Raw genomic sequence first — 12,584 nt, 5'->3', positions numbered from 1 at the left:
GCCGGACCGCGGCACCGCCAAGTCGCGCACTATCGCATTCTATCAAGAACGCGTACTATCGCGTTCTGGTCGGTCGTGGCCGCCCAACTCCCCCCGCGCGCCCCCGAGTTCCCGAGGAGCACTCCCATGCCCACGCTGCTGGATCCGGTCCTGGACCTGCTGACGCTCCGCGGCACCGTCACCGAGGCCGAACCGATCGCCGCCCGGATGCGCCGGCTGCGCATCGAGGGCGACGCCCTCGCCGGGCTCGACGTCCGTCCCGGGCAGCAGGTGCGCGTCCTGGTCGGCTCCGGGCTGACCCGTCGTACGTACTCCGTGTGGGCCTATGACCCGTCCGGCGCCGTCGAGTTGTGCGTGCTGGACCACGCCGGAGCGGGGCCGGGGGCGCGCTGGGGCGGGAGCGTCGAGGTCGGTGCGCGGGTGCGGCTGGGCAAACCCGAGGGGTCCTTCACGCTCCGGCCCGGGGCCGCCCACCACGTCTTCGTCGGGGAGGAGACGGCGTCCGTCGCCTTCGGCGCGATGCTGGCCGCGCTGGAGCCCGGGGCGCGCGTCTCCGGCTGCGTGGAGACGGAGACGGCCGCGGACCGGCTGCCGCTGGCCCACTCGGACTGCCTCAACTGGCTTATCAGGGGCGGCACTTCACTCCCGGAGGCGGTGCGAGGCCTCGCCCCCGAGCCGGGCGGGATCGCCTATGTCGCGGGGGAGGCCAGGGCCGTGCAGCGGGTGCGGCAGGTGCTCGTCCGGGAGGTGGGCTGGGACCGGCGCGCGGTGCTCACCAAGCCGTTCTGGGCGCCGGGGAAGCGGGGGCTGGAGTAGGGGCCGGTCCTGGACGGTTCGCCGTGACCGCGCCCATCGTCTTCTAGCTTGCTAGGATGCTAGCATCGCACTCGTGGGTGACAGGGAAGTCAAGCAGTTCAACGTGTACCTGCCGATCGAGCTGATCAAGCAGGTCAAGTACCACTCCATCGAGTCGGGCAGGTCGCTGTCGGCGCTGGTCGCCGAAGCGCTGCGCGCCTACCTCGACGACGCCCATGAGCGCGAACAGCGACCGACCGAGAAGGAGGGCTGACATGGCGACCGAAGGAATCGAGGCCGTCTTTCTGACGACCCACAACTGGGGCAAGTCGGCGAGGTTCTTCCAGGCGCTGGGGTACGAGCTGGAGTTCGCCACCGACCACAACTCGGGCCGGCTCCGCAACGGTGACGGGCCGTACGTCTTCATCTCCGAGGTCCCCGAGGACCGGGAGCCGCAGACGCGGATCGTGCTGAAGGTGGCGGACGCGGACGCGTTCCGTCCCGACCCCGCCGTCGAGGTGGTCACGCCGTTCGAGGACACCCATTACGGGACCAGGGAGATGACCGTCCGCGACCCCGACGGACGCCTGTGGAACCTCCAGGCCCCCGGCGAGGACTGACCGCGACGAAAGGGGAACACCATGGTGGACGAGCAGACCGGGGCGCCGGACGGTACCGCGGTACGGACCGCCCTCTGGCGGGCGATGCATGTCCAGGTCGACCCACCGCCGCATGTGTTCGAGGACGAGATCGGCCTGCGGCTGGCGGCCCCCGACGCCGACTGGCGCCGCCGCCCCGACATGGACCCGGACGCCACCAGGGGGTTCCGGGCGGCCATGGTGGCCCGTGCCCGTTTCATCGAGGACCTGATCGCCGAGCGGGCCGACCACGGCGTCACCCAGTACGTCATCCTGGGGGCCGGCCTGGACACCTTCGCCCAGCGCAGGCCGGAGACCGCCTCCCGCCTACGGGTCTTCGAGGTCGACCAGCCCGGCCCGCAGGCGTGGAAACGCCATCGCCTGGACGAACTCGGCTATGGCGTCCCCGACTGGCTGCGCCTGGTGCCGGTCGACTTCGAGGCGAGCGAAGACTGGCTGAAGCGGCTGGCCGCGGCCGGTTTCGAGGTAGACAGGCCCGCGGTCATCGTCTCCACCGGCGTCACCATGTACCTCACCGAAGAGGCCACCGCGGCCACCCTGCGCCAGATCGCCGGGCTCGCGCCCGGCTCGACGCTCGCCATGACCTTCCTGCTGCCGGCCGAACTCCTCGACGCCGCCGACCGCCCCGGCCTCCGCGCGAGCAAGGAGGGCGCGCAAGCGGCCGGAACGCCGTTCATCAGCTTCTACACACCGCCCGAGATGCTGGAACTGGCCCGCGAAGCGGGATTCAAGGACGTCCGACATGTGCCGGGAGCCTCGCTCGCCGAGCGCTACTTCGCCGATCGCACCGACGGCCTGCGCCCATCGAGCGGAGAAGATCTGCTGCTGGCCACCACGTGACTCGTGGACTCGTGCCCGTCAGGGGACACGCAACGCCTGGTGCCAGTAGCCGGTGACGGTGTGGCGCAGCCGTTCGGTGTCGACGGTGTGGGGGTCGAGGAGGCATTGCAGTCCGATCCCGCGCAGCTGTCCGAGGACGGCGATGGCGACGTCGTCGGGGTCGATGTCCGGGCGTACGTCGCCATCGGCGATCCCGGCGGCGACGTCGGTGCGCAGATCGGAGCGGAACGCCTCGTCGCGCTCGCGGAAGATCGGGGCCAGTTCGGACGCGGTGGCCGCCTCGGCCCACAGCAGCAGGAAGGCCCGGTTCATCGTTCCGGCACCCCCGGAGGCGCCGATGTAGCCGTCGACGAGGCGCAGGAACCGGTCGAGGCCGGGCGGGAGGTCCGCGAGCCCGGGGACGAAACCGGTTTGCGTCGTGCGGGCCAGCCGCTCGATCAGGGTCTGCTTGGATCCGAAGTGGTGGGTGACGATCCCACGGCTGTACCCCGCCTGTTCGCCGACCCGTGCCAGCGTCAGCGACCGCACACCGTGCTCCACGACCAGTTCGGCGGCGGCGTTGAGCAACGCGGCTTCGGCCTGGGCGCGGCGCTCCTGCTGGGTGCGGCGAGTGGTGACCATGCGGATACCTTAACAAGTAACTTGCGTGCTGACCGGCAAGTATATGGGGTCGGCGTCGCTGAGGTGATGAGTTCGCATTGACATGTTCGCGAGCTGTCCTTATGGTCCAGGCCATCCTGTCCGTATGTGGGAACTGTGTTCTCATCCATGAACAGAAGAGGTCATCGGATGGCACGAACCAGAACCGCGTTACTCAGTGTTCTCGCCCTGCTGGCCGGTCTGCTGAGCCTTCAGCTCGGCGGACCGGCCCCGCGGGCCACGGCCGCGCCGGCCGCCTTCACCCACCCCGGGGTGCTGGTGAGCCGGGCCCAGCTCGACTACGCCCGCTCGAAGGTGCAGGCGGGCCAGCAGCCCTGGAAGGCCGCCTACGACGACATGTTGGGCAGCTCCTACGCCTCGCTGTCGCGTAATCCCCAACCGCGCGCCGTCGTGGAGTGCGGCTCGTCGTCCAACCCCAACCACGGGTGCACCGAGGAGCGCCAGGACGCCATCGCGGCGTACACCGACGCGCTCGCCTGGTACTTCACCCGGGACAGCAGATACGCCAAGAAGTCGATCGAGATCATGGACGCCTGGTCCGCCACGATCACCGACCACACCAACAGCAACGCCCCGCTCCAGTCCGGCTGGTCCGGCGCCACCTGGCCGCGCGCCGCCGAGATCATCAAGTACACCTACGACGGCGGCTGGCCGGGCGCCGGACGCTTCGCCACCATGCTGCGGGACGTGTACCTCCCCGAGGTGATCAACGGCGCCGCCACCAAGAACGGCAACTGGGAACTGGTGATGACCGAGGCGGCCATCGGCATCGCGGTCTTCCTCGACGACCGCTCCGCCTACGACAAGGCGGTCAGCACCTACCTCGACCGCGTCCCGGCGTATGTCTACCTGACCAGCGACGGCGACCTGCCCAAGCCGCCCGCGGACAGCGGCATCGACACCGAGGCCGAGATCGTCAAGTACTGGCAGGGCCAGAGCACCTTCGCCGACGGCCTCGCCCAGGAGACCTGCCGCGACTTCGGGCACACCGGCTGGGGCATCGCCTCCATCGCGGACATCGCGGAGACCAGCCGCATCCAGGGCCAGGACCTCTACCCGAAGGTCCAGGACCGGCTGCGCTACGCACTGGGCTTCCACACCGCCTACGAGAACGGCGCCGCCGTGCCGTCCTGGCTGTGCGGTGGCTCCGTCAAGAAGGGCCTGGATCAGGTCACCGAGGTCGGCTTCAACGCCCTCCACAACCGCCTCGGCATCGGCATGTCCAACACCCAGAAGTACACCGAGGCCCACCGCCCGTCCGGCACGGACAACTACTTCAACGCCTGGACGACCCTCACCCACGCGAACAACCCGTCCTGACCGGGCGACGCCCCGGCCCCCCGCTACCGCCGGGGGGCCGGGGTGCGGGAGCGGTAGACGACGTAGGGCCTGGTGAGGTAGCCGACGGGGGCGGTGAAGGCGTGGACGAGGCGGCTGAAGGGCCAGAGGGCGAACAGGACCATCGCCAGCAGGGCGTGGATCCGGTAGACCAGAGGCGCGTGGACCATGGCGGGCACGTCGGGGTCGAGGGTGAACAGGCTGCGGAACCAGATCGAGACGCCCCGCCGATAGTCGTAGGAGTGGTGGCCGGCACCGGTGGCGGTGGCGGTGAGCCCGGCGAGCAGGACCGTGGCGAGCAGCGGGTACACGGCGCGGTCACCGCGGCTGGTGGCGGCGCGTACGGCGGGCACGCGCAGCCGCCGGTACAGCAGGATGCCGAGACCGGTGACGGTGGCCAGTCCGGCGGTGCCGCCGACGAGCAGGGCGTTGGCGTGGTACAGCGATTCGCTGACGCGCAGCCGTTCGGTGAGCGTTTCGGGGATGAGCAGGCCCACCACATGGCCCGCGATCACGAAGAGCAGTCCGTAGTGGAAGAGCGGCCCGCCGATGGCGAGCAGTCGGTGTTCGTGGAGCTGGCTTGAGCGGGTGGTGAAGCCGAACCGGTCGTAGTGGTAGCGCCAGGCGGCGCCCGCGGTGAAGAGGGTCAGGACGAGGTAGGGGAGGACGCCCCACAGGGCGATGTGCAGGTGGTTCACTGGCCGGTTCCTCTCGCGAGGGGGGTGGCGGGGGCGGTCGCGGCGAAGGGGGCCAGACCCACGCTTTCGGTGGGCGGTCCGCCGCGGGCGAGCGCGAGGGCCGCGGCGCGGTCGGCGGGCGAGGGCCCGGGCAGGGTGTCGCAGACGGCGCACAGGATGTCGGCGTACGGACTGCCGTGGTCGGTGAGGGCCATCCGCAGCAGTTCCAGGGCGGCGCGGTGGTCGCGCAGCAGCGCGGTGCCCGGGGCCGGGCAGCGGGCCGCGAACTCCAGCATCAGCGGCAGGTGGTCGGGGAGTTCGTCCTCGGGGGGCGCCCATCCATGGTCGCGGTAGCGGGCCTTGAGGCCGGCGAGGGTGCCGCCGCGGCGGCGGGTGTCGCCGTCGGTGTAGTAGGTGAGGTGCAGGGTGCGGCGGCGGCTGCGGTCGAAGGTCCGCACGTAAGCAGCGGCCAGGTCGAGCACCGGGACGCCGTCGACGGCGGCGCAGAACCGCAGCAGCGGCGTGGCGGCGGGGGTGGTGAGTTCGGTCAGGCAGTCCCGTACCAGGGCGTGGCGGGCGGGCCAGTCCGGCCCGGGGTAGCCGAGGAGGAGGGCGGCGGCCTGGCGCACCGGCGGGGACGGCCGGGTTCACCGGGTGTCCCCGTCGCGCTCGGGGAACAGCCCGGCGGGGCGGCCGCGGCCGTTCCAGCCCAGCAGGTTGAGCCGGCCGGCCGGACCGGATCCGGTGCCGGTGGGTTCGGGTGCCGGGGGCGCGTGGAAGGCGTCGGCGGCGTCGTACGGCATCATGCCGGGCAGCCCGTCGCCGTCGAGGCTGCATGTGTCGGTGGGGGCGTCGCCGCCGGAGTGGGCGGTGTAGCTGGTGGGGATGACGTACCGCTCCTCGTACTTGGCGAGGGCGAGCAGCCGGTACATCGCCTCGATGCCGTCCTGGTCCAGGCCGACGGCCGCCGCGATGGCGGGGTCGCGTTCCTCGCCGAGGTTGATCCGGCGCATATGGCTGCGCATCGCGGCCAGCCGGCACAGGGCGGCCTCGACCGGTCCGGGGTCGCCCGCGGTGAAGAGTTCGGCGAGATAGCCCAGCGGGATGCGGAGGCTGTCGATGGCACCGAAGAGGTTGACGGGGTCCTCGCCGTCGTGGCCGGTGGCGGTGAGCGCGTCGACGACCGGGGACAGCGGGGGGACGTACCAGACCATCGGCATGGTGCGGTATTCCGGGTGCAGCGGCAGGGCGACCCGGTACCGGCTGATGAGTGCGTGCACCGGGGAGCGCCGGGCGGCCTCGATCCAGTCGTGCGGAATGCCGGAGTCGGCGGCGGCGCGGGCGACGCCGGGGTCCTCGGGGTCGAGGAAGCAGCCGAGCTGGGCCTCGTAGAGGTCCCTCTCGTCGGGGGTGGCGGCGGCCTCGCCGACCTTGTCGGGGTCGTAGAGCAGGACGCCGAGGTAGCGCAGCCGTCCCACACAGGTCTCCGAGCACACGGTGGGCTCCCCGGCCTCGATGCGCGGATAGCACAGGGTGCACTTCTCGGCCTTGCCGCTGCGGTGGTTGAAGTAGACCTTCTTGTAGGGGCAGCCGCTGACGCACATGCGCCAGCCGCGGCAGCGGTCCTGGTCGACCAGGACGATGCCGTCCTCGATCCGCTTGTACATCGCGCCGGAGGGGCAGACGGCGACGCAGGAGGGGTTGAGGCAGTGCTCGCAGATGCGCGGCAGGTAGAACATGAAGGCCTGCTCGTACTCCAGCCGGACCCGCTCGCTCATCTTCGCGAGGACCGGGTCGCCCGCCAGGTGCTCGGGGCCGCCGCCGAGGTCGTCGTCCCAGTTGGGGCCCCAGGTGACGGCGGTGGGGCGGCCGTCGATCAGGGAGCGGGGCGGGGCGGTGGGCACGTCGTCGCCGAGCGGGGCGGTGGTGAGGGTGTCGTAGTCGTACGTCCAGGGCTGGTAGTAGTCGTCCAGCCGGGGCAGTTCGGGGTTGGCGAACAGCCGGGCGAGGCGGCGGGCGCGGCCGCCGGTGCGGGGCACCAGCTTGCCGCCCTTGAGGTGCCAGCCGCCCCGCCAGGTGTCCTGGTCCTCGTAGCCGCGGGGATAGCCCTGGCCGGGGCGGGTCTCGACGTTGTTGAACCAGACGTATTCGGTGCCGGAGCGGTTGGTCCAGGTCTGTTTGCAGGTGACCGAGCAGGTGTGGCAGCCGATGCACTTGTCGAGGTTCATGACCATGGCGACCTGGGCCATCACCCGGGGGCTGCGCGGCCGGTGGCGCGGCATGTCAGTACTCCACGTTCTGGGAGCGGCGCCGGATGACGGTGACCGCGTCCCGCTGGTTGCCGGTGGGTCCGTAGTAGTTGGGGGCGAAGCTGAGCTGGGCGTAGCCGCCGATGAGGTGGGTGGGTTTGATGAGGAGCTTGGTGAGGGCGTTGTGCACTCCGCCGCGGCGGCCGGTGGCCTCGGACTTGGGCACGTTCACCAGCCGTTCCTGCACGTGGTACATGAACACGGTGCCGGTGGGCATGCGGTGGGAGACCACGGCACGGGCGACCACGACGCCGTTGGCGTTGACGGCCTCGATCCAGTCGTTGTCCGAGACCCCGATGGCCTCGGCGTCGGGGACGCTGAGCCAGATGACCGGACCGCCGCGGGCCAGGGTCTGCATGATGAGGTTTTCCTGGTACTCGGAGTGGATGGACCACTTGGAGTGCGGGGTGAGATAGCGGACGGTGACCGAGCGTCCGGTGTCGCCGCGCCCGGTGTCGCCGTCCGCCCCGGGCGGGGCCTCGCCGAGGGCGGCGAGGTCCAACGGCGGCCGGTAGACGGGGAGTTGTTCGCCGAGCTCGGCCATCCAGGAGTGGTCGAGGTAGAAGTGCTGGCGGCCGGTGAGGGTGTGCCAGGGCTTGCGGTGTTCGGTGTTGATGGTGAACGGCGCGTAGCGGCGGTCGGGGGCCTCCTTGCCGGACCATTCGAAGCTGGCGCCGACCTGGACGGGGCGGGCCTGGGTGTCGGAGAACACCACGCGGCGTTCGGCCACCGAGGCGCCCAGTTCGGTGAGGCCGGAGCCGGGGCCGCAGTGCTCGGCGAGCCGGGCGAATCCCTCGGCGGCGAGGCGCCCGTTGGTAGTGCCGGACAGCGCGAGGATGGCCTCGCACATCTTGGCGTCGGTGTCGAGGAGGGGCCGGCCGGCCGCGGCGCCGCGGGTGGCGGTGGAGCAGCGGTCGGCCAGCCAGGCGACTTCCTGGTCCGGGATCACCGTGATGCCCTTGACCTGCATGCCCGACTGCTGGGCCAGCGGGCCGAAGGAGGCGAGGCGGTCGGCGACGGCGGTGTAGTCGCGGGTCACGAGGGTGACGTTCGGCAGGTTCACGCCCGGTACGGCGGGGGTGTGGCCGTCGCGCCAGTCCGGTACGGTCCCGCCGGGCTGGGCGGTCTCGTCCGGGGTGTCGTGCATGAGGGCGGTGGCGACCAGGTCGTGGGCGGTGTCCAGCCGTCCGGCGGCGAGTTCGCTGAGCTTGCGGGCGAGGCCGTGGAAGATGTCGAAGTCGGTGCGGGCCTGCCAGGGCGGGCTGATGGCCGGGGTGAAGGCATGGACGTAGGGGTGCATGTCGGTGCTGGACAGGTCGTGTTTCTCGTACCAGGTCGCGGCGGGGAGCACGAGGTCGGCGAAGAGGGTGGTGGAGGTCATCCGGAAGTCCAGCGCGAGCAGCAGGTCGAGCTTGCCGCGGGGCGCCTGGTCCTGCCAGGTGAGGTCCGCCGGCCGGCGGTCCGGTGGGGTCTCCTCGGCGGTGGTGTTGTCCTGGGCGCCCAGCAGATGGCGCAGGAAGTACTCGTTGCCCTTGGCGGAGGAGCCGATGAGGTTGGCCCGCCACACGGTGAGCACGCGCGGCCAGTTCTCGGGCGCGTCGGGATTCTCGCAGGCGAACTCCAGCTCACCCGCGGCGAGTTGTTCGGCGACCCACTCCCGCGCCGGCCGTCCGCTCTGCCGCGCCAGGCGGCCGAGCTCCAGGGAGTTGGCGGAGAAGGTGGGGTAGGAGGGCATCCAGCCCAGCCGCATCGACTGGGCGACCAGATCGGCGGTGTGACGGCCGGTGAACAGCCCCTGGCCGGTGGGCGAGGCGAGCGCGTCAGCGCCGTACCGCTCGTAGCGCCATTGGTCGGTGTGGAGGTACCAGTACGGGGTGCCGGCCATCTGCCGGGACGGCCGTGTCCAGTCGGCGGCGGTGGCCAGCTGCTGCCAGCCGGTGTACGGGCGCACCTTCTCCTGGCCGACGTAGTGGGCCCAGCCGCCGCCGTTGACGCCCTGGCAGCCGGTGAGCAGCAACAGGGTGAGGAAGGAGCGGTAGATGGTGTCGGAGTGGAACCAGTGGTTGGTGCCCGCGCCCATCACGATCATGCAGCGGCCGCGGGTCTTCTCCGCCGTGCCCGCGAACTCGCGCGCCGCGCGGATCACGGCCGCGGCCGGGACCGAGGTGATGGCCTCCTGCCAGGCCGGAGTGGCGGGTGCCGAGGCGTCGTCATAGCCGGTGGGCCACTGCCCGGTGAGGCCGGGGCGGCCCACCGCGTACTGGGCCAGGAGCAGATCGAAGACGGTGGTGACCAGCCGTCCGCCGAGGCGTCGTACGGGGACGGCGCGCCGGACGGTGGCGCCGGGTTCGTCGAAGCGGGGCAGTTCCACTTCGGCGGTCTGGGCACCGGGGGTGCGGTGGAGGGTGAGCCGGGGGGTGATGCCCTCCAGGTCGAGGTTCCAGCGGCCCTCGCCGCCCTTGCTCCAGCGGTCGCCCAGGGTGCCGTGGGGGACCACGGGCCGGTCGGTCTCCGCGTCCACGAGCACCGGCATCCAGCGCCGGGCCGCCTCGTCGGCGTGGGCGCCCAGGCGCGGTTCGGTGTCCGCCAGGGCGGCGGCGGTGAGGAAGGCACCGGGGGTGTGGCGCCCGTTCCGTTCCGTCAGTTCGACCAGGAAGGGCAGATCGGTGAAGCGCCGGACGTAGTCGGTGAAGTAGGGGACCTGGCGCTCGACGAAGCACTCCTTGAGGATGACGTGGCCCATCGCCATGGCGACCGCCCCGTCGGTGCCGGGGTGGGGGTGCAGCCATTCGTCGGCGAACTTGGTGGCGTCCGCGTAGTCCGGGGACACTACGACCACCTTCTGGCCCCGGTAGCGGGCCTCGGCCATCCAGTGGGCGTCGGGGGTGCGGGTGACCGGCACATTCGAGCCCCACAGCATCAGATACGCCGCGTCCCACCAGTCGCCCGACTCGGGGACGTCGGTCTGGTCGCCGAATACCTGCGGGGAGGCGATCGGCAGATCCGCGTACCAGTCGTAGAACGAGATCATGGGCGCGCCGATCAGCGCCATGAAACGGGCGCCCACGGCGTGGGAGGCCATCGACATGGCGGGGATCGGGGAGAAGCCGGCGATCCGGTCCGGGCCGTGGGCGCGCAGGGTGTGGACATGGGCGGCGGCCGCGATCTCCAGGGCCTCCTCCCAGCCGATCCGCACCAGCCCGCCCTTGCCGCGGGCCGACTGGTAGCGGCGTCGCTTGACCGGGTCGCCGGTGATCTCGGCCCAGGCGGCCACCGGGTCGCCGAGCCGGTCCCGGGCCTCCCGGTAGAGCTCGACCAGCACACCGCGGGCGAGGGGGTGGCGCACCCGGGTGGGGGAGTAGGTGTACCAGGAGAAGGAGGCGCCGCGCGGGCAGCCCCGCGGTTCGTACTCGGGGCGGTCCGGGCCGACCGAGGGGTAGTCGGTCTGCTGGGTCTCCCAGGTGATCAGCCCGTCCTTGACATAGACCTTCCAGGAGCAGGATCCGGTGCAGTTGACGCCGTGGGTGGAGCGCACCACCCGGTCGTGCGCCCAGCGTTCGCGGTAAGGGGAGTCCTCCACACCCTGGTCGGTCCGGTAGACGGCCCTCAGGTCGGGGGTGGTCGGGAGGCGGCGGAGCGCGGTCCCGGCCGCGAGCAGTCTCTCCGTCACCGCCGAGGCGGCGGTTCCGGCCTTCTCTCGTGCTGTGCGGCGCACCACGGTCCAGCTCCTTCGGCTGTGGCTCCGCGCCGAACGGTCGGCCGGGGCCCTGATTGCGTTTCGCGCGACAGCATCACTCGCGCATCAGCCGTGTCGTATGACCCTTTTGAGTCGTTTAGCATCACCTGAATTGGTTTTTCCTCGGGGTTTGCCTTTCCTGTGGCGGACTCGTGTGCCTACGGGGGCGGCACGATGAACGGAACTTGACAAAGCGTCATCATTGCCTGGTAGGCAACCGGGGAGAGTTCACCGGTTCGGCGAGGAGCGTCCGTCGGCCGGATTTTCATCTCTCTTGACCCGGTTTCTGGCTTGAATTCGCTGCCGTCGTCCCATGGCAGCGCGCCCGCACCAACCCGGCCGCGACCAGCGACCACACACCCAGCGCCACCCAGACCGCGAGATGCCCGAGGAGCACCAGGCGGTGGATCCCCTCGGCCTCGCCGAGTGCGCTGGTGGACACGGCGTACATGCCCGTGGGGAAGACGATGGTCCACCAGGTCGGCTCGTACCTCAGGGGCACCCGGTGCAGCAGATGCCGCCAGACCCCGGCGGCCAGCAGCGGTGGCAGCAGGCAGGTGGCCCAGCCCCACAGGGCGATCAGGGCGACGTGGACCACCGCCCGGAGATGGGGGGTGCCGAGCCCCTGGTGCACCAGCCGGGCACCGGCGAGCAGGCTGATCGCGCAGGCCCCCATCGTGATCCAGTACGGCGGTGACAGCTCCCGGGGCCGTACCCCGAACCGCGCCAGCCGGCACGCGACCACCGTGGCCACCGCCGCGTACAGCAGCACCCCGGCCGCCCAGCCGAGCGCTTCGGCCGGCCGGGCGCGGCCGGGGGCCAGCGCGGCCACCGCCAGGACGGCGGACTGGATCCCCACCACGCACAGGAACCAGATCCCGTCCGCGCGCCTGACCATCCCGCCCGCGCCGAGCCGGTGCGCCATGAACGCCACACACCCCAGCAGGAGGACGGCAACGGGTATGGCCAGCAACGGCAGGGCCGCCGCGGCCGCCCGCGCGGGCCCCGGGGCCAGCCGGACGGCGAGCACATCGGAGCCGGCGACGAAGGTGAAGAAGCCGAAGAGCCGTGCGGGATCCCGCAGGTCGGCGGCCACCTCGCGCGGATATCGCGCCACCCGCCACACCAGCCCCGCCAGCAGCCCGCCGTAGAGCACCACGGCCACGGCCAGCAGAGCGCCCGACAGCCTGGGGGCGCCCACCGCCGCCAGTCCCTGGGACACGATTCCGGTCGCCATCACGGGGGCGAAGGCACTGGGCGGCAGGTTACGCGCCGTCACCTGATTCATCGTTCGCAGCACGTCAGCAGGCTGCCACCCCGGTGGAGTCCGGATGCGGTGGTGGGAAGGGGCTGCGCGCGGCAAGGAGTCCACCGGCCACCGGTTCCCCGAGAAACTCGCGGGTCCTGCTTGGTACGCGCTTGAACCAGCGCAGACCGTTCCGATAGCCGAGGGGCCCCGGGCCACCCCGGGCCGACCGTGGGAAAGGGGCCACCGTGGCGTGAAGACGCACCCCGAGCACCTGTCCCCGGCCCCGGACGGCGATCAGCCGGGCGGGGGCGACTCCTTCTT

Annotated in this window: 11 protein-coding genes; 5 read left to right on the top strand and 6 right to left on the bottom strand. The window is 71.5% G+C overall.

The annotated features are described in order from the left end of the window. Positions 1-126: 126 nt before the first annotated feature. The 4 genes from ACJX2R_RS09760 to ACJX2R_RS09745 all read left to right on the top strand — a co-directional run bounded on the left by ACJX2R_RS09760 (position 127) and on the right by ACJX2R_RS09745 (position 2,294). Positions 127-816 (top strand): siderophore-interacting protein, encoded by a 690-nt coding sequence (locus ACJX2R_RS09760; RefSeq protein ID WP_413099720.1) that lies wholly within the window; start codon positions 127-129, stop codon positions 814-816. Positions 817-889: 73 nt separating this feature from the next. Further along, a complete protein-coding gene (locus ACJX2R_RS09755) occupies positions 890-1,069 on the top strand; it encodes a ribbon-helix-helix protein, CopG family (protein WP_413099719.1) in 180 nt (59 codons plus the stop codon). Between the two features lies 1 nt (position 1,070). After that, positions 1,071-1,415, top strand: a complete 345-nt coding sequence (locus tag ACJX2R_RS09750) for a VOC family protein (RefSeq protein ID WP_262698640.1) — start codon at positions 1,071-1,073, stop codon at positions 1,413-1,415. Between the two features lie 21 nt (positions 1,416-1,436). Then, the gene (locus tag ACJX2R_RS09745) at positions 1,437-2,294 is read left to right on the top strand and encodes a class I SAM-dependent methyltransferase (protein ID WP_413099718.1); all 858 of its coding nucleotides are present in this window, start codon (positions 1,437-1,439) and stop codon (positions 2,292-2,294) included. An 18-nt stretch (positions 2,295-2,312) separates the two neighbouring features. On the opposite strand, the gene ACJX2R_RS09740 is transcribed toward ACJX2R_RS09745, so the two are convergent. Then, positions 2,313-2,915 carry a TetR/AcrR family transcriptional regulator gene (locus tag ACJX2R_RS09740; protein WP_413099717.1) on the bottom strand — a complete coding sequence of 201 codons (603 nt, stop codon included), beginning with the start codon at positions 2,913-2,915 and terminating at the stop codon, positions 2,313-2,315. Between the two features lie 168 nt (positions 2,916-3,083). Here ACJX2R_RS09740 and ACJX2R_RS09735 point away from each other — a divergent pair, with 168 nt between their 5' ends. Next, a complete protein-coding gene (locus ACJX2R_RS09735; protein WP_413099716.1) occupies positions 3,084-4,274 on the top strand; it encodes an alginate lyase family protein in 1,191 nt (396 codons plus the stop codon). A gap of 23 nt (positions 4,275-4,297) precedes the next feature. On the opposite strand, the gene narI is transcribed toward ACJX2R_RS09735, so the two are convergent. The 5 genes from narI to ACJX2R_RS09710 all read right to left on the bottom strand — a co-directional run bounded on the left by narI (position 4,298) and on the right by ACJX2R_RS09710 (position 12,293). Next, on the bottom strand, positions 4,298-4,990 hold the full coding sequence (gene narI, locus ACJX2R_RS09730) for a respiratory nitrate reductase subunit gamma (protein WP_413099715.1): 693 nt from the start codon (positions 4,988-4,990) through the stop codon (positions 4,298-4,300). Continuing rightward, entirely contained in the window at positions 4,987-5,598 is a 612-nt protein-coding gene (gene narJ, locus ACJX2R_RS09725; RefSeq protein WP_413099714.1) for a nitrate reductase molybdenum cofactor assembly chaperone, read from the bottom strand. Before narJ ends, narI begins: the two co-directional genes overlap by 4 nt. 18 nt (positions 5,599-5,616) lie before the next feature. Next, the gene (narH, locus tag ACJX2R_RS09720; protein WP_413099713.1) at positions 5,617-7,251 is read right to left on the bottom strand and encodes a nitrate reductase subunit beta; all 1,635 of its coding nucleotides are present in this window, start codon (positions 7,249-7,251) and stop codon (positions 5,617-5,619) included. Position 7,252: 1 nt separating this feature from the next. Then, entirely contained in the window at positions 7,253-10,996 is a 3,744-nt protein-coding gene (locus ACJX2R_RS09715) for a nitrate reductase subunit alpha (protein ID WP_413099712.1), read from the bottom strand. Between the two features lie 283 nt (positions 10,997-11,279). After that, positions 11,280-12,293 (bottom strand): tellurite resistance/C4-dicarboxylate transporter family protein, encoded by a 1,014-nt coding sequence (locus ACJX2R_RS09710; RefSeq protein WP_413099711.1) that lies wholly within the window; start codon positions 12,291-12,293, stop codon positions 11,280-11,282. Positions 12,294-12,584 lie beyond the last annotated feature (291 nt).

It is taken from the genome of Streptomyces sp. Inha503, assembly GCF_047215865.1.
Classification (GTDB): Bacteria; Actinomycetota; Actinomycetes; order Streptomycetales; family Streptomycetaceae; genus Streptomyces; species Streptomyces lycopersici.
Note: the sequence above shows the minus strand (reverse complement) of the source record. Positions and strands in the feature narration are given on the sequence as shown.

Bases quoted from the DNA above. Each gene is read 5' to 3' on its own strand.
- ACJX2R_RS09760 (WP_413099720.1), top strand. From the start codon at position 127: ATGCCCACGCTGCTGGATCCGGTCCTGGACCTGCTGACGCTCCGCGGC.
- ACJX2R_RS09750 (WP_262698640.1), top strand. From the start codon at position 1,071: ATGGCGACCGAAGGAATCGAGGCCGTCTTTCTGACGACCCACAACTGG.
- ACJX2R_RS09745 (WP_413099718.1), top strand. From the start codon at position 1,437: ATGGTGGACGAGCAGACCGGGGCGCCGGACGGTACCGCGGTACGGACC.
- ACJX2R_RS09740 (WP_413099717.1), bottom strand. From the start codon at position 2,915: ATGGTCACCACTCGCCGCACCCAGCAGGAGCGCCGCGCCCAGGCCGAA.
- ACJX2R_RS09735 (WP_413099716.1), top strand. From the start codon at position 3,084: ATGGCACGAACCAGAACCGCGTTACTCAGTGTTCTCGCCCTGCTGGCC.
- narH (WP_413099713.1), bottom strand. From the start codon at position 7,251: ATGCCGCGCCACCGGCCGCGCAGCCCCCGGGTGATGGCCCAGGTCGCC.